This is a genomic window from Pseudomonas sp. HLMP, from assembly GCF_046365545.1.
In the GTDB taxonomy this organism is placed as follows: Bacteria; Pseudomonadota; Gammaproteobacteria; order Pseudomonadales; family Pseudomonadaceae; genus Aquipseudomonas; species Aquipseudomonas guariconensis_B.
Window position 1 is genome coordinate 1,522,737 of sequence record NZ_JBDLLR010000001.1, and the last position, 18,651, is coordinate 1,541,387.

The 18,651-nt window shown below is 66.2% G+C and carries 19 protein-coding genes; 11 read left to right on the forward strand and 8 right to left on the reverse strand.

Going from position 1 to position 18,651, the window contains the following annotated elements; genetic code table 11:
* The first annotated feature begins 234 nt into the window (after positions 1-234).
* From murJ to ispH, 6 genes are all read left to right on the forward strand, one after another.
* Positions 235-1,773, forward strand: a complete 1,539-nt coding sequence (gene murJ / locus ABFA30_RS07170; RefSeq protein ID WP_410045279.1) for a murein biosynthesis integral membrane protein MurJ — start codon at positions 235-237, stop codon at positions 1,771-1,773.
* A 118-nt stretch (positions 1,774-1,891) separates the two neighbouring features.
* A complete protein-coding gene (ribF, locus tag ABFA30_RS07175) occupies positions 1,892-2,842 on the forward strand; it encodes a bifunctional riboflavin kinase/FAD synthetase (RefSeq protein ID WP_225789512.1) in 951 nt (316 codons plus the stop codon).
* A complete protein-coding gene (gene ileS / locus ABFA30_RS07180; RefSeq protein ID WP_253080045.1) occupies positions 2,839-5,670 on the forward strand; it encodes an isoleucine--tRNA ligase in 2,832 nt (943 codons plus the stop codon). Before ribF ends, ileS begins: the two co-directional genes overlap by 4 nt.
* Positions 5,663-6,178, forward strand: a complete 516-nt coding sequence (lspA, locus tag ABFA30_RS07185) for a signal peptidase II (protein ID WP_225789514.1) — start codon at positions 5,663-5,665, stop codon at positions 6,176-6,178. Before ileS ends, lspA begins: the two co-directional genes overlap by 8 nt.
* Entirely contained in the window at positions 6,171-6,608 is a 438-nt protein-coding gene (gene fkpB / locus ABFA30_RS07190) for an FKBP-type peptidyl-prolyl cis-trans isomerase (RefSeq protein ID WP_225789515.1), read from the forward strand. Before lspA ends, fkpB begins: the two co-directional genes overlap by 8 nt.
* A gap of 14 nt (positions 6,609-6,622) precedes the next feature.
* On the forward strand, positions 6,623-7,570 hold the full coding sequence (gene ispH / locus ABFA30_RS07195; RefSeq protein ID WP_225789516.1) for a 4-hydroxy-3-methylbut-2-enyl diphosphate reductase: 948 nt from the start codon (positions 6,623-6,625) through the stop codon (positions 7,568-7,570).
* On the opposite strand, the gene ABFA30_RS07200 is transcribed toward ispH, so the two are convergent.
* Positions 7,571-8,194, reverse strand: coding sequence for a GspH/FimT family pseudopilin (locus ABFA30_RS07200; RefSeq protein WP_410045280.1), 624 nt, complete (start codon positions 8,192-8,194; stop codon positions 7,571-7,573).
* On the opposite strand from ABFA30_RS07200, the gene ABFA30_RS07205 reads away from it, so the two are divergent.
* From ABFA30_RS07205 to thiO, 5 genes are read left to right on the forward strand one after another with little or no spacing between them, the layout of a single operon-like run.
* Positions 8,193-8,534: a hypothetical protein gene (locus ABFA30_RS07205; RefSeq protein WP_253091173.1), complete on the forward strand. Its 342-nt coding sequence runs from the start codon at positions 8,193-8,195 to the stop codon at positions 8,532-8,534. The genes ABFA30_RS07200 and ABFA30_RS07205 overlap by 2 nt on opposite strands.
* The gene (locus ABFA30_RS07210) at positions 8,531-9,196 is read left to right on the forward strand and encodes a PilW family protein (RefSeq protein WP_410045281.1); all 666 of its coding nucleotides are present in this window, start codon (positions 8,531-8,533) and stop codon (positions 9,194-9,196) included. The genes ABFA30_RS07205 and ABFA30_RS07210 overlap by 4 nt, the downstream gene beginning before the upstream one ends.
* Positions 9,193-9,675 carry a hypothetical protein gene (locus ABFA30_RS07215; RefSeq protein WP_225789520.1) on the forward strand — a complete coding sequence of 161 codons (483 nt, stop codon included), beginning with the start codon at positions 9,193-9,195 and terminating at the stop codon, positions 9,673-9,675. The genes ABFA30_RS07210 and ABFA30_RS07215 overlap by 4 nt, the downstream gene beginning before the upstream one ends.
* Before the next feature lies 1 nt (position 9,676).
* Positions 9,677-10,075, forward strand: coding sequence for a type IV pilin protein (locus ABFA30_RS07220; RefSeq protein ID WP_225789521.1), 399 nt, complete (start codon positions 9,677-9,679; stop codon positions 10,073-10,075).
* A gap of 33 nt (positions 10,076-10,108) precedes the next feature.
* Positions 10,109-11,206, forward strand: a complete 1,098-nt coding sequence (gene thiO, locus ABFA30_RS07225; protein ID WP_225789522.1) for a glycine oxidase ThiO — start codon at positions 10,109-10,111, stop codon at positions 11,204-11,206.
* 127 nt (positions 11,207-11,333) lie between these two features.
* Here thiO and ABFA30_RS07230 read toward each other — a convergent pair whose 3' ends face one another.
* From ABFA30_RS07230 to ABFA30_RS07260, 7 genes are all read right to left on the reverse strand, one after another.
* Entirely contained in the window at positions 11,334-12,743 is a 1,410-nt protein-coding gene (locus ABFA30_RS07230; protein WP_410045282.1) for an amidase, read from the reverse strand.
* Position 12,744: 1 nt separating this feature from the next.
* Positions 12,745-14,022 (reverse strand): Zn-dependent hydrolase, encoded by a 1,278-nt coding sequence (locus ABFA30_RS07235; protein ID WP_410045283.1) that lies wholly within the window; start codon positions 14,020-14,022, stop codon positions 12,745-12,747.
* A 13-nt stretch (positions 14,023-14,035) separates the two neighbouring features.
* A complete protein-coding gene (locus ABFA30_RS07240; protein ID WP_225789524.1) occupies positions 14,036-14,731 on the reverse strand; it encodes an ABC transporter ATP-binding protein in 696 nt (231 codons plus the stop codon).
* Positions 14,731-15,483: an ABC transporter ATP-binding protein gene (locus ABFA30_RS07245; RefSeq protein WP_225789525.1), complete on the reverse strand. Its 753-nt coding sequence runs from the start codon at positions 15,481-15,483 to the stop codon at positions 14,731-14,733. The genes ABFA30_RS07240 and ABFA30_RS07245 overlap by 1 nt, the downstream gene beginning before the upstream one ends.
* Positions 15,483-16,490 (reverse strand): branched-chain amino acid ABC transporter permease, encoded by a 1,008-nt coding sequence (locus ABFA30_RS07250; RefSeq protein WP_225789526.1) that lies wholly within the window; start codon positions 16,488-16,490, stop codon positions 15,483-15,485. Before ABFA30_RS07250 ends, ABFA30_RS07245 begins: the two co-directional genes overlap by 1 nt.
* A gap of 2 nt (positions 16,491-16,492) precedes the next feature.
* The gene (locus ABFA30_RS07255; RefSeq protein ID WP_225789527.1) at positions 16,493-17,353 is read right to left on the reverse strand and encodes a branched-chain amino acid ABC transporter permease; all 861 of its coding nucleotides are present in this window, start codon (positions 17,351-17,353) and stop codon (positions 16,493-16,495) included.
* Positions 17,354-17,417: 64 nt separating this feature from the next.
* Positions 17,418-18,620: an ABC transporter substrate-binding protein gene (locus ABFA30_RS07260; RefSeq protein ID WP_225789528.1), complete on the reverse strand. Its 1,203-nt coding sequence runs from the start codon at positions 18,618-18,620 to the stop codon at positions 17,418-17,420.
* Positions 18,621-18,651: the final 31 nt, after the last annotated feature.

An 18,651-nucleotide genomic window follows, 5' to 3' on the forward strand; every position in this document is an offset into this window, starting at 1 on the left:
AGACTTTAGGTAAATAGCAAACAAAATAGGCCGCGAATCATGCCGATCAGTCGAGCGGATGTCAAGGCCACTTGCAGGGTTCCGCCGAGTGGAGCGCAAGCGCGAAGGAATGATTCCTTTCTGCGCAGCGACCTGTAAACTCGGGAGTTTTGGCTTGCCCTGCATAGACGCGCAAGTATCGCATATTCGCGCGCCTTCTGGCAGCGCTCTCCGTCCCAGGCGTGAAACTTTTCGATGAACCTGCTCAAATCCCTGGCCGCGGTCAGCTCCATCACCATGATTTCCCGGGTGCTGGGGTTCGTCCGCGATACCATCCTGGCGCGGGTGTTCGGTGCCGGCATCGCCACCGACGCCTTCTTCATCGCCTTCAAACTGCCCAACCTGCTGCGCCGGATCTTCGCCGAGGGCGCCTTTTCCCAGGCCTTCGTGCCGATCCTGGCCGAATACAAGACCCAGCAGGGCGAGGAGGCGACCCGAACCTTCATCGCCTATGTCAGCGGCTTGCTGACCCTGTCCCTGGCCTTGGTCACCGCCCTGGGTATCCTCGCCGCGCCCTGGGTGGTCTGGGTCACCGCGCCCGGTTTCGTCGACAGCGCCGAGAAATACGAGCTGACCACCGCGCTGCTGCGGGTGACCTTTCCTTATATATTGCTGATCTCGCTGTCCTCGCTGGTCGGGGCGATCCTCAATACCTGGAACCGCTTCTCGGTTCCGGCGTTCACGCCGACCCTGCTGAACGTGGCGATGATCGCCTTCGCCGTGCTGCTGACCCCGTACTTCGACCCGCCGATCATGGCCCTGGCCTGGGGCGTGCTGGCCGGCGGCCTGGCGCAACTGCTGTACCAACTGCCCGCGTTGAAGAAGATCGGCATGCTCGTGCTGCCGCGCCTGAACCTGCGCGACACCGGCGTCTGGCGGGTACTCAAGCAGATGCTGCCGGCGATCCTCGGGGTATCCGTCAGCCAGATCTCGCTGATCATCAACACCGTCTTCGCCTCGTTCCTGGTAGCCGGGTCGGTCTCCTGGATGTACTACGCCGATCGCCTGATGGAGCTGCCTTCGGGGGTGCTGGGAGTGGCCCTGGGCACGATACTGCTGCCGACCCTGGCCAAGACCTACGCCAACCGTGACCGCCAGGAGTACTCGCGGATCCTCGACTGGGGCCTGCGCCTGTGCTTCCTGCTGGTGCTGCCCTGCACCCTGGCCCTGGCGATCCTCGCCGAGCCGCTGACCGTGGCGCTGTTCCAGTACGGCAAGTTCACCGCCTTCGACGCCGCCATGACCCAGCGGGCGCTGATCGCCTATTCCGTCGGCCTGTTGGCGATCATCCTGGTCAAGGTGCTGGCCCCCGGCTTCTATGCGCAGCAGAATATCCGCACGCCGGTGAAGATCGCGATCTTCACCTTGGTCTGCACCCAGCTGTTCAACCTGGCCTTGATCGGCCCGCTCAAGCATGCCGGCCTTGCCCTGGCGATCAGCCTCGGCGCCTGCCTCAACGCAGGCCTGTTGTACTGGAAACTGCGCAGCCAGCAGTTGTTCCAGCCACAGCCGGGCTGGCCCCTGTTCCTGGCCAAGCTGGTCCTGGCGGTGTTGCTGATGTCTGCGGTGCTGCTGGTGGGGATGTACTACATGCCCGCCTGGGCGCAGGGCAACATGCCCGAGCGCTTCCTGCGCCTGGGTGGGTTGATCCTGGCAGGCGTGCTGACCTATTTCGGCTGCCTGCTCCTGTGCGGTTTCCGCCCGCGGCACTTCGCCCGCAAGGCCTTGCACTGAGGCGAGGAGCGGGCCAGGCGTCGGTTTTTCGCATTCCACGCCCCACTGTGGCGCTGCTGCCTGTCACCGGCGCCCGGGTGTGGTTATAATCGGCCACTTTATGAGCAAGAAGCGCGTTATGCAGCTGGTTCGAGGACTTCACAACCTGCGCCCCGAGCACCGGGGCTGTGTCGCCACCATTGGCAACTTCGACGGGGTTCACCGGGGCCACCAGGCGATCCTGGGGCGCCTGCGCGAACGTGGGCAGGAACTTGGCCTGCCGACCTGCGTGGTGATCTTCGAGCCGCAGCCGCGCGAGTACTTCGCCCCCGATACCGCCCCCGCCCGCCTGGCCCGCCTGCGCGACAAGATCGAGCTGCTCGCCGCCGAGGGCATCGACCGGGTGCTGTGCCTGGCCTTCAACCAGCGCCTGAGCAAGCTCGGCGCCGATGAATTCGTCGAGACCATCCTGGTCGACGGCTTGGGCGTGCGTCACCTGGAGGTCGGCGACGATTTCCGCTTCGGCTGCGACCGCTCTGGCGACTTCGCCTTCCTGGTCGAGGCCGGGCGCCAGCATGGCTTCACCGTCGAGGCCGCCAATACCGTCGAGCGGGACGGCCTGCGGGTCAGCAGCACCGAAGTGCGCAATGCCCTGGCCAACGCCGACTTCGTGCTGGCCGAGCACCTGCTGGGCCGCCCCTATTGCATCAGCGGCCGGGTGCTGCACGGCCAGAAGCTGGCCCGCCAGCTCGGCACGCCGACCGCCAATATCCAGCTCAAGCGCCGCCGCGTGCCGCTGAGCGGGGTCTACCTGACCAGCGCCGAGATCGATGGCCAGGTCTGGCCAGGTGTCGCCAACATCGGGGTACGGCCCACCGTCGCCGGTGACGGGCGCCCCCATCTGGAGATTCACCTCCTGGATTTCGCCGGCGACCTGTATGGCCGGCGCCTGACGGTGGAGTTCCACCACAAGCTGCGCGAGGAGCAGCGATTCGCCTCCCTGGAGGCGCTGAAGTCGGCGATCGACGCGGACATCGCCGCCGCACGTGCCCACTGGCACGCTCAACCGCTAACGAAGAGCCTGAAATGACCGACTACAAAGCCACGCTAAACCTTCCGGACACCGCCTTCCCGATGAAGGCCGGCCTGCCTCAGCGCGAACCGCAGATCCTGCAGCGCTGGGACAGCATTGGCCTGTACCAGAAGCTGCGCGAGATTGGCAAGGACCGTCCGAAGTTCGTCCTGCACGACGGCCCGCCCTATGCCAACGGCAAGATCCACATCGGTCATGCGCTGAACAAGATCCTCAAGGACATGATCGTCCGCTCCAAGACCTTGTCGGGCTTCGACGCGCCCTACGTGCCGGGTTGGGACTGCCACGGCCTGCCGATCGAGCACAAGGTCGAGGTCACCCACGGCAAGCACCTGTCCCCGGACCAGACCCGCGAGCTGTGCCGCGCCTACGCCGCCGAGCAGATCGAAGGGCAGAAGACCGAGTTCATCCGCCTGGGCGTGCTGGGTGACTGGGACAACCCCTACAAGACCATGAACTTCGCCAACGAGGCCGGCGAGATCCGCGCCCTGGCCGAGATGGTCAAGCAAGGCTTCGTGTTCAAGGGCCTCAAGCCCGTGAACTGGTGCTTCGACTGCGGCTCGGCCCTGGCCGAGGCCGAGGTCGAGTACGCCGACAAGAAATCCCAGACCATCGACGTGGCCTTCGAGGTCGTCGATGCCGACAAGCTGGCCGCTGCCTTCGGCCTGGCGAGCCTGGCCAAGCCGGCCGCCATCGTGATCTGGACCACCACCCCTTGGACCATCCCGGCCAACCAGGCGCTGAACATCCATCCGGAGTTCAACTACGCCCTGGTCGATACCGGCGAGCGCCTGCTGGTGCTGGCCGAGGAACTGGTCGAGTCGTGCCTCGGGCGCTATGGCCTGGAAGGTTCGGTGATCGCCACCGCGCCGGGCTCGGCGCTGGAGCTGATCAACTTCCGCCACCCGTTCTACGACCGCCTGTCGCCGATCTACCTGGCCGACTACGTCGAGCTGGGCGCCGGTACCGGCGTGGTGCACTCGTCGCCAGCCTACGGCGAGGATGACTTCGTCACCTGCAAGCGCTACGGCATGCTCAACGACGACATCCTCACCCCGGTGCAGAGCAACGGCGTGTACGTGCCCTCGCTGGAATTCTTCGGCGGCCAGTTCATCTGGAAGGCCAACCCGGCCATCGTCGAGAAGCTGCGCGAAGTCGGCGCGCTGATGCACACCGAGACCATCAGCCACAGCTACATGCATTGCTGGCGCCACAAGACCCCACTGATCTACCGTGCCACCGCCCAGTGGTTCGTCGGCATGGACCGCCAGCCCAACAGCGGCGATACCCTGCGCGAGCGCGCCCTCAAGGCCATCGAAGAAACCAAGTTCGTGCCGTCCTGGGGCCAGGCGCGTCTGCACGCGATGATCGCCAACCGTCCCGACTGGTGCATCTCGCGTCAGCGCAACTGGGGCGTGCCGATCCCGTTCTTCCTCGACAAGCAGACCGGCGAGCTGCACCCACGCACCGTCGAGCTGATGGAGGAAGTGGCCAAGCGCGTCGAGCAGGAAGGTATCGAGGCCTGGTTCAAGCTGGACGCCGCCGAGCTGCTCGGTGATGAAGCCGCCCAGTACGACAAGATCACCGATACCCTGGACGTCTGGTTTGACTCCGGCACCACCCACTGGCATGTGCTGCGCGGCTCCCATGACATCGGCCACGCCACCGGACCGCGCGCCGATCTGTACCTGGAAGGTTCCGACCAGCACCGTGGCTGGTTCCATTCCTCGCTGTTGACCGGCTGCGCCATCGACAACCACGCGCCGTACCGCGAACTGCTGACCCACGGCTTCACCGTGGACGAGAGCGGCCGCAAGATGTCCAAGTCGCTGGGCAACACCATCGAGCCGCAGAAGGTCAACGACACCCTGGGTGCCGACATCCTGCGCCTGTGGGTCGCCGCCACCGACTATTCCGGCGAGATGGCCGTGTCCGAGCAGATCCTGCAGCGCAGTGCCGACGCCTACCGCCGTATCCGCAACACCGCACGCTTCCTGCTCTCCAACCTGACCGGCTTCGACCCGGCCCGTGACCTGCTGCCGGCCGAAGAGATGCTGGCGCTGGACCGTTGGGCGGTCGACCGTACCCTGCTGCTGCAGCGCGAGCTGCAAGAGCACTACGGCGAGTACCGCTTCTGGAACGTCTATTCCAAGGTGCACAACTTCTGCGTCCAGGAGCTGGGCGGCTTCTACCTCGACATCATCAAGGACCGTCAGTACACCACTGGTGCCAACAGCGTCGCCCGCCGCTCCTGCCAGACCGCGCTGTACCACATCAGCGAGGCCCTGGTGCGCTGGATCGCGCCGATCCTGGCGTTCACCGCCGACGAGATCTGGCAGTACCTGCCAGGCGAGCGCAACGAGTCGGTCATGCTCAACACCTGGTATGAAGGCCTGGCCGAGCTGCCCGAAGGCTTCGAGCTGAATCGCGCCTACTGGGATCGCGTCATGGCGGTCAAGGCGGCGGTCAACAAGGAGCTGGAGAACCAGCGCGCGGCCAAGGCCATCGGCGGCAACCTGCAGGCCGAGGTGACCCTGTTCGCCGAGCAAGGGCTCAGCGCCGACCTGGCCAAGCTGGGCGACGAGCTGCGCTTCGTGCTGATCACCTCCGCCGCCAGCGTGGTGCCGTTCGTCCAGGCGCCGGCCGATGCCGTGACAACCGAGGTCGAAGGCCTCAAGCTGAAAGTCGTCAAGTCCGGCCATGCCAAGTGCGGCCGCTGCTGGCACTTCCGCGCCGACGTCGGCAGCCATCCGGAGTACCCGGAGATCTGTGGCCGTTGCGTAGACAACATCAGCGGTTCCGGCGAGGTGCGTCACTATGCCTAACCCTGCTGCGGGGCGCTTCGGGCGCCTTGCCTGGCTCTGGCTGAGCCTGGTGGTCCTGGTCCTCGACCAGGCCACCAAGGTCTATTTCGAGGGTGCCCTGAGCCTGTACCAGCAGATCGTGGTCATCCCCGACTACTTCAGCTGGACCCTGGCCTACAACACCGGCGCCGCCTTCAGCTTCCTCGCCGACAGCTCCGGCTGGCAGCGCTGGCTGTTCGCCCTGATCGCCCTGGTGGTCAGCGCGGTGCTGGTGGTCTGGCTCAAGCGCCTGGGGCGCAACGAGACCTGGCTGGCCATCGCCCTGGCCCTGGTGCTGGGGGGCGCGCTGGGCAACCTGTACGACCGTATCGTGCTGGGGCACGTGGTCGACTTCATCCTGGTGCACTGGCAGAACCGCTGGTATTTCCCGGCCTTCAACCTGGCCGACAGTGCCATTACCGTTGGCGCGGTGATGCTGGCGCTGGATATGTTCAAGAGCAAGAAGTCCGGAGAACCTGTCCATGACTGAGACCCGTATCGGCCAGAACACCGAAGTCACCCTGCACTTCGCGTTGCACCTGGAAAACGGCGACACCGTCGACAGCACCTTCGACAAGGCACCGGCCTGCTTCAAGGTCGGTGATGGTAACCTGCTGCCCGGCTTCGAAGCCGCCCTGTTCGGCTTCAAGGCCGGTGACAAGCGCACCCTGACCATCGCTCCGGAGAACGCCTTCGGCCAGCCGAACCCGCAGAACGTGCAGGTGATGCCGCGCTCGCAGTTCACCGACATGGCGCTTTCCGAAGGCCTGCTGGTGATCTTCAACGATGCCGCCAACGCCGAGTTGCCGGGCGTGGTCAAGGCTTTCGACGACAACCAGGTGACCATCGACTTCAATCACCCACTGGCTGGCAAGACCCTGAACTTCGAGGTAGAGATCCTCGAGGTGAAGGCGCTGTAAGCCTGGAGCCGAGCATGCAAATCAAACTCGCCAACCCTCGCGGCTTCTGCGCGGGGGTCGACCGGGCGATCGAGATCGTCAACCGGGCCCTGGAAGTCTTCGGCCCGCCGATCTACGTGCGCCACGAAGTGGTGCACAACAAGTTCGTGGTCGAAGACCTGCGCAATCGCGGTGCTATTTTCGTCGAAGAACTCGACCAGGTGCCGGACGATGTCATCGTCATCTTCAGCGCCCACGGTGTTTCCCAGGCCGTGCGCCAGGAAGCGGCCGGCCGCGGCCTCAAGGTGTTCGATGCCACCTGCCCGCTGGTCACCAAGGTGCACATCGAGGTGGCCAAGTACAGCCGCGACGGCCGGGAATGCATCCTCATCGGCCATGCCGGGCATCCGGAGGTCGAGGGCACCATGGGCCAGTACGACGCCAGCAATGGCGGCTCGATCTACCTGGTCGAGGACGAGCAGGATGTCGCCAACCTGCAGGTGCGCGACCCGGATCACCTGGCCTTCGTCACCCAGACCACCCTGTCGATGGACGACACCAGCCGGGTCATCGATGCCCTGCGCGCGCGCTTTCCGAACATCGGCGGGCCACGCAAGGACGATATCTGCTATGCCACCCAGAACCGCCAGGATGCGGTCAAGCAACTGGCCGGCGAGTGCGATGTGGTCCTGGTGGTCGGCAGCCCCAACAGCTCCAACTCCAACCGCCTGCGCGAACTGGCCGAACGCATGGGTACCCCGGCCTACCTGATCGACGGTGCCGAGGACTTGCAGCAAGGCTGGTTCGAGGGCGTCGCGCGTATCGGCATCACCGCTGGCGCCTCGGCCCCCGAGGTGCTGGTGCGTGGCGTGATCGACCAGCTCAGGGCCTGGGGCGCCAGCGGCGCCGAAGAGCTCGATGGCCGCGAGGAGAACATCACCTTCTCCATGCCCAAGGAGCTGCGGGTTCGCTCGCTGATCTGATCAGCGGCCTGCGCACAGTGGCGGATCAGCCGTCCCGGTGCGCAGGCTGATCCTGCCGCTGGGGGCGAGCACCACCTGCAAATGACTCGCTTGCGTGGTGCCCTGGCAGATCTCGAAGGTGCCCCCCAGAAACGCGCCGTTGCCACGCAGCGGAACCCCCAAGCCACTGAATTTCACTTCATTGCCCAGGTTACCGACGACCTTGAGCCTGCGGCCCAGGCGTCGCTCGTGCAGCAATTGCCCATCGTGCGCCAGCAGCGTACGCCAGCCGATCCCCCAGTCGTTTTGCAGTGCCCGAACCAGCACCGTTTGCTGTCGCAGCAAGGCATGGCCGCGTGCATTGCGCAGTGCATGTGCCAGCTCGCGGGCCGCAGCGGCCTGGTGCAGGCCTTCGCTGAGATGGTTGTAGGCCGGTATGCCCACCTGTGTCAGCAGGCTGACCAGCGCCAGCGCGCACAGGGTTTGTATCAGTGTTACTCCCTGTTGCTTCACCGTGCATTCCTCCCTGGAAGTGCTTCGCTGTAGCTTCGAGGCCGATGGGCAGAAGGTCCAGTCGGCCAGGTAGGAGAGGGCGGCAGGGAAAATTCGCAGGAGGCGCAGGATGCGGACAAAGGAATGCGGCATGACGTTGCTGGAGGTGTTGCTGGCGATGGGAGTACTGGCGCTCGGGCTGTTCGCCACCGCCGCCTTGCAAGTGCGTGCCTTGCAGGTGCTCGACAACACGCGGCGCGATAGCCAGGCGATCCACCTGGCGCAGGGGCTGCTCGAGCGGGCGAGGGCGGCGGGCCGGTTGGAGGCGGGCGAGCAGGCCGGCTGGCAGGCACGAATCCGGCAGGTGCTCGGTGGGGCAGCCGAGGGGCGGGTGCGGCGTAGCGGGGCGAACGTCGTGCTGGAAATCCATTGGCTGGAGGCCCGGGAGGGGACGCAACAGTCCGTCAGCCTGCAGGGCAGGGTACTGCCATGAGCAGGGCCCAGGCCGGTTTTGGCCTGCTGGAAGCATTGTTGGCGTTGGCGCTGGGCCTGATGCTGCTGGCGGCAGCGAGCCAGGTGTTCGTCGCCGCCTACCAGGCCTGGCGCCTGCAAGGCGCGGCGGCACGCCTGCAGGACGATGCCCGGCTGGCGCTGCACAGAATGGCCCAGGACATCCGCATGACAGGCATGTCCGGGTGCCTGCGCCAACAGGCGATCACGTTCGATACGGCCGCTGCCGCCCAGGCGTTTGCCCAACCGCTACGGATCACCCTGGCCGGCGATGGGCGCCTGGACAGCCTGAGCCTGGTGCTGGAGCAACTGCCGGGCAGCGCCAGGCAACCAGCCTGGACCTTGCTGACCGATTGCCGCAGTTGGGCGCAGGTCAAGGAAGGGCGCCACCCCGGCAACGAGCGGACATTGGCATTCCCCATCGCCCGGATCACCTATCAACTGCGTGCGGGCAACTTGAGACGGATGAGCGGCAGTCAGGCCGAGGCGTTGATCGACCACGTTCGCGACCTGCGTGCGACCTTGGTGCCGACGGCGGAGGGCGGGCGCGTGGACCTGCAACTGACGCTGTTCGAGCCGCAACAGCGGATCGAGTTGCAGCACGAGCTGAGCGTGGCCCTGCGCAACCGGTTGCCCGAACCATGAGGCGCCAGCGCGGCATGGTCCTGCTGGTGGGGCTTCTGCTCAGCCTGTTGCTGGGGCTGCTCAGTGCTTCGGCCCTGCACGATGCCCTGATCCAGGCGCGCCTGGGCGGCCTGCTGCTGGCGAACGCACGAGCCCTGGAGCAGGCCGAAGCAGCCTTGCTCGAGGGGGCTGCCCGGTTGCTGCTGGCGCCTCCAGCACCTTGCCAGGCCTGCCTGCCGCCTCCTGACGCCCATGATGTGCAGGGCGGGGACCTGTCATGGCAGCGTACGGAAAACGGATTCTTCCTGTTACAGAACCTGGGCGAAAGCGCCCTGGCGGCACAGGTCCCTGAAGGTGTGCAGGTGACCCTCTACAGGGTCACCGCCGTCAGCCGCGAGCGCCAGGCGCGGCATGTGCTGGAGGCTGTGTACGCCCTGCAGGCCGACCAGGCTGTAGCGCCACGGCGGCTTCTGTGGCGCCAGCGATTGAGAGGACAATGACATGCAGCAAGGCCTGAGCCTGATCGAATTGTTGATTGTCGTGGCCGTGACCGGCATTCTGGCAGCCATTGCCTACCCCAGTTACCACGACCCGTTGAGACGTGCCGCGCGAAGCGAAGTGGTCGGCCTGCTGCACGATGCCGCCCTGCGCCTGGAGCGCCACCATGCACGTACCGGCCAGTATGCCGACAGTGACCAGCAGCAGACGCCATTGCCCGCCGGCAGCCGCTACTACAGCCTGCAGGCAGAGCGTGGCGACGACAGTTTCCGCCTGCTCGCCAGGCGCCTGCCCGGCGCTCTGATGGCGGACGATGGTTGTGGTGACTACCAGCTCGACCAGGCCGGCGTGCGGAGCAATCCGGGGGCTGTCGAGCCCGCCGAGGGCTGTTGGGGTAGCTGAAGGTCGCGTTTATTTCAGGTAGTGGATCGACGGATGAGCAAGCAAGTAGTGATTGTCGGTGGCGGGGTCATTGGCCTGCTGACAGCGTTCAACCTGGCGCCCAAGGTCGGCCAGGTGGTGGTGTGCGACCAGGGTGAAGTGGGGCGCGAGTCGTCCTGGGCCGGTGGCGGTATCGTCTCGCCCCTGTACCCCTGGCGCTACAGCCCGGCGGTGACGGCACTGGCGCACTGGTCGCAGGATTTCTATCCACAGCTGGGCGAGCGCCTGTACGCGAGCACGGGGATCGACCCCGAGGTGCACACCACCGGCCTGTACTGGTTGGACCTGGACGACGAGGCCGAGGCCCTGGCCTGGGCCAGGCGCGAGCAGCGGCCACTGAGCGCCGTGGATATCTCGGCGGCCTACGATGCGGTGCCGGTGCTCGGCCCAGGCTTCACGCGCGCCATCTACATGGCGGGTGTAGCCAACGTGCGTAACCCACGCCTGGTGAAATCGTTGAAGGCAGCCCTGCAGGCCCTGCCTAACGTGACCTTGCGCGAGCACTGCCAGGTCACCGGGTTCCGCCAGGAAGGCGGGCGGGTCACCGGTGTGCACACCGCCGAAGGCATGCTGGCGGCCGATGACGTGGTGCTCAGCGCGGGTGCCTGGAGTGGCGAGCTGTTGCTCACCCTCGGCCTGGCGCTGCCGGTGGAGCCGGTGAAGGGCCAGATGATCCTGTTCAAGTGTGCCGAGGACTTCCTGCCGAGCATGGTCCTGGCCAAGGGACGCTATGCCATCCCACGGCGCGACGGGCACATCCTGGTCGGCAGTACCTTGGAACATGCTGGCTACGACAAGACCCCGACCGTGGACGCGCTGGAAAGCCTCAAGGCCTCGGCGGTCGAACTCCTGCCGGCGTTGGCCGATGCCACCCCGGTGGCGCACTGGGCCGGGCTGCGTCCGGGGTCGCCCGAAGGTATTCCCTACATCGGCCCGGTGCCGGGGCATGAGGGGTTATGGCTGAACTGCGGGCATTACCGCAACGGGCTGGTGCTGGCGCCGGCGTCGTGCCAGTTGTTCACCGACCTATTGACCGGCAGCCAGCCGATCATCGATCCGGTGCCCTATGCCCCGGCAGGGCGCCTGGGCTGAAGACCGGGGCTGCAAAGCAGCCCCAATGCCACTCGAGTGATCAAGCCCTCCCGCAAATCACACACTCTGTGGCTGACTCGATCCCGGGGCGCCGAACCGCCGCGAACAGGGTTCAACGCACAGCCCCTCAACCAACGACCGGTTCCTGCAAATGCCGGCTCGGATAGTGTTGTTCATAGACCTTGCACACCCTCAGCACCTGCTCATCGGCAAACCGCCCGGCCACCACCTGCAACCCCACCGGCAGCCCTTCCCGGGTAAAACCGCAAGGCACCGAGGCCGCTGGCTGCTGGGTCAGGTTGAAGGGGTAGCTGAACGGCGTCCATTCCATCCACTGCGCCATCGCCGACCCTGGCGGTACGTTGTGCCCCGCTTCGAAAGCCACCAGTGGCAGCATCGGTGACACCAGCACGTCGTAACGCTGGTGGAAGGCGTTCATCCGCGCCACCAGTTCCGCCCGTGCCTCAAGGGCCAGGGTGTACTCGTCCAGGCCGATCCGCGCCCCTTGTTCGGCGAGCCACCGCAACCCTGGGTCGAGCAGCGCCCGCTGTTCATCCGAGAGCTGGCCAGCCAGCCGGGCAGCACCGGCGAACCACAAGGTATTGAACGCCTGCAGCGGGTCGGCGAACCCTGGGTCAACTTCCTCCACCTGCGCGCCCAGCCGCGCCAGGCGTTGCACCGCCTGGGCCACCAGCGCCTGGATCTGTGGATCGACCTGCACGTAGCCGAAATCGGCACTGTAAGCGATGCGCAGACCGCTCAGGTTTTGTTCGTCGCCCAGCCAGGGCGTTCGCCGTGGCGCGCCGGCCAGGCCGTCGCGTGGATCCGGCTGGGCTACGCAATCGAGCATCAGCACGGCATCGTCGACCGTGCGGGTCATTGGCCCCAAGTGCGACAGCAGGGTCATGGCACTGGCCGGCCACTGCGGCACATAGCCAAAGGTCGGTTTGATGCCGAAGGTGCCGGTGAAGGCACAGGGAATGCGGATCGAGCCGCCTGCGTCGCTGCCCTGGTGCAGCACGCCGAGGTTGAGCGCCGCCGCGGCGGCCGCGCCACCCGAGGAGCCGCCGGCGGTCAGGCGAGTGTCCCAGGGGTTGCGGGTGATGCCGTACAACGGGTTGTCGGTGACGCCCTTCCAGCCGAACTCCGGGGTGGTGGTCTTGCCCACCAGCACTGCGCCGGCCTCGCGCATGAACGCGCTGAATGGCGCATCCACCTCCCACGGCCCGGCCGCAGACGTAGTCCTTGAGCCCTTGCGGGTCGGCATGCCGCGGGTCAGGGTAAGGTCCTTGATCGAGGTCGGCAGGCCATCCAGCCTGCCACAGGGCTCGCCACGCCGCCAGCGCTGCTCGCTGGCGCGGGCAGAGGCGCGGGCGCCTTCGCCATCCACATGGCAGTAGGCATTCACCACCGGGTTGTAGCGGTCGATGCGCGCCAGTACATCGTCGATCACTTCCACGGGAGACAGCTGGCGGCGCTGGTACAGGTCGAGCAACTCGAGGGCGGTCAGTTCGCCGATGCAGGTCTTGCCGGTCATCTCATTGGGCTCCCTTGTTGGCGGCCTGGAACATGGCGCGCAGCAGCACGTCGCAGCCGTCGGCCAGGTCCTGCGGCGCAGCGTTCTCGATCTCGTTGTGGCTGATGCCACCTTCGCAGGGCACGAAGATCATCCCTGCAGGGCCCAACTCGGCGAGGAAGATCGCGTCGTGGCCGGCGCCACTGACGATGTCCATGTGGCTCAGGCCCAGCTCGCGGGCACCCTGGCGCACGGCATCGACGCACGCTTCGGCGAAGTACAACGGTGGGAAGTCCGCGGTGGGCGTGAGCTCGAAGCGCAGGCCGTGCTTGGCCGAGCAGGCCTCGATCGTTTGGCGTACCTCGCCGACCATGGCATCCAGGTGGCCGGGGTCGAGATGGCGCAGGTCGATCGTCATCTGCACCTGGCCCGGGATCACGTTGCGCGAGGCTGGGTGCACGTTCAGGCAGCCGACGGTACCGCAGGCATGGGGCTGATGAGCGTGGGCGATGCGGTTGACCGCGGTGACCACCTCGGCGGCACCGACCAGGGCATCCTTGCGCAGGCGCATCGGGGTAGGGCCGGCATGGGCCTCGACGCCGGTCAGTACCAGGTCGAACCACTTCTGTCCCAGGCAGCCCTGGACCACGCCGATGGTGGTGCGCAGGTCTTCCAGCACCGGGCCCTGCTCTATGTGCGCCTCGAAGTAGGCGCCGACCGCATGGCCGGTGGGCACACGGGGGCCGGCATAGCCGATGCGGGTAAGCTCCGCGCCCACCGACAGGCCCTGGTCGTCGACCTTCTCCAGGGTCTCCTGCAGGTCGAACTTCCCGGCGAACACCCCCGAGCCCATCATGCACGGCGGAAAGCGCGAGCCTTCCTCGTTGGTCCATACCACCACCTCCAGCGGCGCCTCGGTGGCAAGGCCCAGGTCGTTGAGGGTACGCACCACTTCCAACCCGGCCATGACCCCATAGCAACCGTCGAACTTGCCGCCGGTGGGCTGGGTGTCGATGTGGCTGCCGGTCATCACTGGCGCCAGGTCGGGATTGCGTCCGGGGCGGCGGGCGAAGATATTGCCGATGGCATCGATGCTGACAGTGCAGCCCGCCTCGGTGCACCAGTGCACGAACAGGTCGCGGGCCTGGCGGTCGAGGTCGGTCAGGGCCAGGCGGCAGACGCCTCCCTTGGGCGTGGCGCCGAGCCGGGCCAGGTCCATCAGCGATTGCCACAGGCGTTCACGGTTGACCAGCGTGCCCTGGCCGAGCAGGTGCCGCGAGGGATCGATACGGGTATTCATGGTCCGTCTCCTTTCAGGCACTCAGGGCCAGATAGCGATTCTTGATGCTCGGGTCGGCGCGAAACTGTGCAGCGCTGCCCTGGTAGGCCACCCGGCCTTGTTCGAGCACGTAGTGACGGTCGGCGAGGGCGTCGCAGACCATCAGGTTCTGTTCCACCAGCAGGATCGACAGCCCTTCGTCCTTGATCCGCCGCAGGATCCTCACCAGTTCGTCGACGATCACCGGTGCCAGGCCTTCGGTGGGTTCGTCGAGGACCAGCAGCCTGGGGTCGTTGAGCAGGGCGCGGGCGATGGCGAGCATCTGCTGTTCGCCGCCCGACAGGGCAAAACCGCCATTGCGCCGCCGTTCCTTTAGCCGCGGGAACATGGCGTATACGTCCTGCAATTGCCAGCGACTGTCCTTGCGCACGGCGATCTTCAGGTTTTCCTCGACACTGAGCTGGCGGAAGATCCCGCGATGCTCCGGCACCAGCGCGATACCTTGACGGGCGATGTCGAAGATCTCGCGGCCGACCAGGGGCTGGCCATTGAAGGTGATCTGCCCCTGGCGCGGCCGCACGATGCCGAGGATGCTGCGCAGGGTGGTGGTCTTGCCGGCGCCGTTGCGCCCGAGCAGGGTCACCAGTTCGCCGGCCTCGACCTTCAGCGAGACCCCTTCGAGCACATGGCTCTTGTCGTAGTAGGAATGGATCGAATCGACGTTGAGCATCAGGCGGCCTCTCCTAGGTAGGCGGTGCGCACGCGCTCGTCGTTGCGCACCAAGTCCGGGGTGCCTTCGACCAGGATCTGGCCATGGCTCATGACGGTGATGCGCTGGCTGATCGACATGACGATGCTCATGTTGTGCTCGATCAGCAGCACGGTGTGGTCGCGGCCCAGGTCGCTGATCAACTCGGTCATCACCGGGATGTCGTCGATGCCCATCCCGGAGGTGGGCTCATCGAGCATCAGCAGGGTTGGGCGGGCGCAGATCGACATGCCCACCTCCAGCACCCGCTGCTGGCCGTGGGACAACTCGCCGGCCAGGGTGTCGGCGCGGGCGGTGAGCTTGAGGCGTTCGAGCACCTGGTCGGCGGTGTCCCAGTGGCTGCGCTTGTGCTCGACGCTGCGCCAGAAGTTCAGCGCACCGAGGCCATCGCGGCCCTGGGCCGCCAGGCGCAGGTTCTCGCGCACCGACAGGTTCTGGAACAGGCTGGTGAGCTGGAACGAGCGCGCCATGCCCAGCGCTACCCGGCCATGGGACGGCTTGCGCAGGATGTCCTGGCCATTGAACAGGATCTTGCCACCAGTGGCCTGGCGCTCGCCGGTCAGGCAATGGAACAGGCTGGTCTTGCCGGCGCCATTGGGGCCGATGACGGTATGGATGGTGCCGGCACGCACGTTCAGGTCGACGCCGTCGACCGCGCGAAACGGCCCGTAGGCCAGTTCCAGGCCACGGGTTTCCAGGAGGTAGTCGCTCATCACAGGGTCTCCTTGGTCTTGGCGCTGAACGGGCGGCTCGGGCACAGGCGCTTGCCCAGTTCGGCGAGGCCGCCCCACAACCCGCCGCGCATGAACACCACCACCAGGATCAGGATCGCCCCCAGCAGCATCAGCCAGCGCGGCCACAGTTCCGACAACACGTCGCCCAGCACGACGATGGCGCCGGCGCCCAGCAAGGAGCCGAACAGCGAGCCGGTGCCGCCGACGATGGTCATGATCAGGATGTTCTCGCTCATCATCAGGTCGATGTTCGACAGCGGCGCGAAGTGCAGCAGCATCGCGTACAACGCCCCGGCGATACCGGTGATGGCGCCGGACAGCATGAACACCAGGATCTTGAAATGGCGGGTGTCGTAGCCGATGGCCGCGGCGCGGGTCTCGTTCTCGCGGATCGCCAGCAGGGTGCTGCCGAACGGCGAGCGGATCACCCGCAGGGCGCCGGCGAAGATCAGCAGGAACAGCACCGCGACGAAGGCATAGAAGTGCCGTGGGTCGGCCAGGTCCACCAGCACCTGGCCGGCGACCTGGATGTTCGGCCGTGGTACGTCGAGCAGGCCGTTGTCGCCACCGGTCCAGTCACTCAGGGTATAGGCCAGGAAGTAGGCCATCTGGCTGAAGGCCAGGGTCAGCATGACGAAGTAGATGCCCTTGCGGCGGATCGCCAGGGCGCCTACCAGCAGCGCCAGGAAGGCGCCGAACACCGCCGCGCCGAGCAGGGCGCTGAACAGCCCCCACTTGAGGTGGATCATCAGCAGCGAGGCACCATAGGCCCCGACGCCGAAGAAGATGCCCTGGCCGAACGACAGCAGGCCTGTGTAGCCCAGCAACAGGTTGCAGGCCAGCGCCGCCAGGGCAAAGATCAGGATCTCGGTGGCCAGGGTCGCCGACGGCAGCAGCAGTGGCAGGCCGACCAGGGTGACGATCACCAGGCCCAGCAGGGCCGGCGCGCGGCCCTTGGCCACGGGCAAAGGATTTTTCTCGCTCATCTTCATGCTCTCCCGAACAGGCCGTAGGGACGTACCAGGATCACCGCCGCCATGGCGCCATAGATCATCAGGCTGGCGCCTTGCGGCCAGAGGCTGGTCATCATGCTCTGCACCACGCCCACCAGCAGGCCTCCTACCAGGGCGCCGCCGAACGAGCCCATGCCGCCGATCACCACCACCACGAAGGCGATGCCGAGGATCTCCGGGCCGACGAACGGCTGGGCGCCGCGCAAGGGGGCGAACAGCACCCCGGCGACCCCGGCCAGGCCCACGCCGAGAGCGAAGGTCAGGGAGAACAGGCGGAAGATGTTGGTGCCCAGCAGCGAGACCGTTTCGGTGCTTTCACTGCCGGCGCGCACCAGCGCCCCGAAGCGCGTGCGCTCCAACAGCAGCCACAGGCCCAGGCCGATCAGCGCGGCGAAGCCGATGAGGAACAGGCGGTAGTAGGGGTAGATGAAATCGCCGACGATCAGCACCCCGCGCAGCTCCGGCGGCACCGCGATATGTTTGCCGACCGGGCCCCAGATCAGCACCGAGGCTTCCTGGATGATCAGGGCTATCCCCAGGGTGACGAGGATCTGGAAGGTATGCGGCAGGTGGTAGATGCGCTTGATCAGCATGCGCTCCACGGCCCACGCCAGCGCAGCGACGGCCAGTGGCGCCAGCAGCAGGGCCAGCCAGAAATTGCCGGTCAGGGCCACGGCGGTGTAGCACAGGTAGGCGCCGAGCAGGAAGAACGCGCCATGGGCGAAATTGACGAAGTTGAGCAGGCCGAAAATGATCGTCAGGCCCACGGCGATGAGGAAGTAGATCATCCCCAGGCCCAGGCCGTTGAGCAGCTGGAACAGGTACAAGTCGAGCATGGACGTGCCCTCTGCAGCGCGCCGGGCGGCTGCATGTCTGGATGGTTGGGACGAACGCCGCGGCTCAGGCCAGGGCGCAACCGGTGTGGTCGACCTCGATGAACGAGCGGCCGGCACTGAGTACCTCGGCCAGGTCGTCCTCGTCGCGCATCTGGCCCTGGGGTTTGCCGCGCAGCAGGTAATAGTCCTTGAGCACCTGGTGGTCGCCCGGGCGGATCAACTCGTCGCCGGTCGGACCCTGGAAACGCATGCCCTGGAGGGTGCGGGCCACGCTCGGGCCATCGAAGGTGCCGGCCTTGGCGATGGCCTCGAGCATGACCTTGGTGCCGATGTAGTCGGCCGCCAGCGGGTAGTTGGGGTTGACGCCATAGGCCTTGCGCGTGGCTTCGACCAGGTGCCTGTTCAGCGGCGTGTCGACCTGGTGCCAGTACTGTGCGCCCAGGTACACGCCCTCCAGCACGTCGCTGCCCAGTTCCTGGAACTGGTCGAGGCCGGCCGACCACACCAGCAGTACTTTCATGCGCTCCTTGATGCCGAAGTTGACCGCCTGGCGCAGGGCGTTGGACGACTGGCTGCCGAAGTTGAGCAGTACCAGCACATCGGGCTTGGCAGCGATGGCGTTGGTCAGGTAGCCGGAAAATTCCTGTTCCTGCAGGGAGTGGTAACTGTTGCCGATGTGCTCGACGCCGAACTCGGCGAACACCTTGCGTGCGTTGTCCAGCAGGGCATCGCCGAACACGTACTGCGGGGTGATGGTGTACCAGCGCCTGGCCTGCGGCAGTTGGCGGATCATCGGCACCAGGGTCTCGCGGATGGCCCCGTAGGTCGGCACCGACCAGCGGAAGGTCGAGGCGTTGCAGTCCTTGCCGGTGATCTCGTCGGCGCCGACTGGGGTCATGAACACGCCACCGGCCTTATGGATCTCCTTCGACACCGCCAGGGCCGAGGACGACAGGGTGCAGCCCTGGAAGAAGCGGGCGCCATCCTGGCCGATGGCTTCCTGTACCTTGCGCACTGCCTTGCCGGCGTTGCCCTCGGTGTCGATCACCTTGTACTTCAAGGGCCGTCCGAGCAGTTGGGGATGCTCGGCGATGGCCAGGCGCGAGCCCATGTCGGCGTACTTGCCATAGCTGGCGAAGGCACCGGACATGGACTTGAGCCCGTAGAAGGTCAGCGGTTCGTCGGCGAATGCCCGGTGCGCCCCGAGGGGGAGGCTACCGAGGGCACCCAGGGCAAGGCCTGCCTTGAGCAGGGTACGTCTTTGCATGGGTAACTCCTTGGTTGTGGTTATTAGGCAG

Bases quoted from the DNA above. Each gene is read 5' to 3' on its own strand.
- murJ (WP_410045279.1), top strand. From the start codon at position 235: ATGAACCTGCTCAAATCCCTGGCCGCGGTCAGCTCCATCACCATGATT.
- ribF (WP_225789512.1), top strand. From the start codon at position 1,892: ATGCAGCTGGTTCGAGGACTTCACAACCTGCGCCCCGAGCACCGGGGC.
- ileS (WP_253080045.1), top strand. From the start codon at position 2,839: ATGACCGACTACAAAGCCACGCTAAACCTTCCGGACACCGCCTTCCCG.
- lspA (WP_225789514.1), top strand. From the start codon at position 5,663: ATGCCTAACCCTGCTGCGGGGCGCTTCGGGCGCCTTGCCTGGCTCTGG.
- fkpB (WP_225789515.1), top strand. From the start codon at position 6,171: ATGACTGAGACCCGTATCGGCCAGAACACCGAAGTCACCCTGCACTTC.
- ispH (WP_225789516.1), top strand. From the start codon at position 6,623: ATGCAAATCAAACTCGCCAACCCTCGCGGCTTCTGCGCGGGGGTCGAC.
- ABFA30_RS07205 (WP_253091173.1), top strand. From the start codon at position 8,193: ATGACGTTGCTGGAGGTGTTGCTGGCGATGGGAGTACTGGCGCTCGGG.
- ABFA30_RS07200 (WP_410045280.1), bottom strand. From the start codon at position 8,194: ATGCCGCATTCCTTTGTCCGCATCCTGCGCCTCCTGCGAATTTTCCCT.
- ABFA30_RS07210 (WP_410045281.1), top strand. From the start codon at position 8,531: ATGAGCAGGGCCCAGGCCGGTTTTGGCCTGCTGGAAGCATTGTTGGCG.
- ABFA30_RS07215 (WP_225789520.1), top strand. From the start codon at position 9,193: ATGAGGCGCCAGCGCGGCATGGTCCTGCTGGTGGGGCTTCTGCTCAGC.
- ABFA30_RS07220 (WP_225789521.1), top strand. From the start codon at position 9,677: ATGCAGCAAGGCCTGAGCCTGATCGAATTGTTGATTGTCGTGGCCGTG.
- thiO (WP_225789522.1), top strand. From the start codon at position 10,109: ATGAGCAAGCAAGTAGTGATTGTCGGTGGCGGGGTCATTGGCCTGCTG.
- ABFA30_RS07230 (WP_410045282.1), bottom strand. From the start codon at position 12,743: ATGACCGGCAAGACCTGCATCGGCGAACTGACCGCCCTCGAGTTGCTC.
- ABFA30_RS07235 (WP_410045283.1), bottom strand. From the start codon at position 14,022: ATGAATACCCGTATCGATCCCTCGCGGCACCTGCTCGGCCAGGGCACG.
- ABFA30_RS07240 (WP_225789524.1), bottom strand. From the start codon at position 14,731: ATGCTCAACGTCGATTCGATCCATTCCTACTACGACAAGAGCCATGTG.
- ABFA30_RS07245 (WP_225789525.1), bottom strand. From the start codon at position 15,483: ATGAGCGACTACCTCCTGGAAACCCGTGGCCTGGAACTGGCCTACGGG.
- ABFA30_RS07250 (WP_225789526.1), bottom strand. From the start codon at position 16,490: ATGAGCGAGAAAAATCCTTTGCCCGTGGCCAAGGGCCGCGCGCCGGCC.
- ABFA30_RS07255 (WP_225789527.1), bottom strand. From the start codon at position 17,353: ATGCTCGACTTGTACCTGTTCCAGCTGCTCAACGGCCTGGGCCTGGGG.
- ABFA30_RS07260 (WP_225789528.1), bottom strand. From the start codon at position 18,620: ATGCAAAGACGTACCCTGCTCAAGGCAGGCCTTGCCCTGGGTGCCCTC.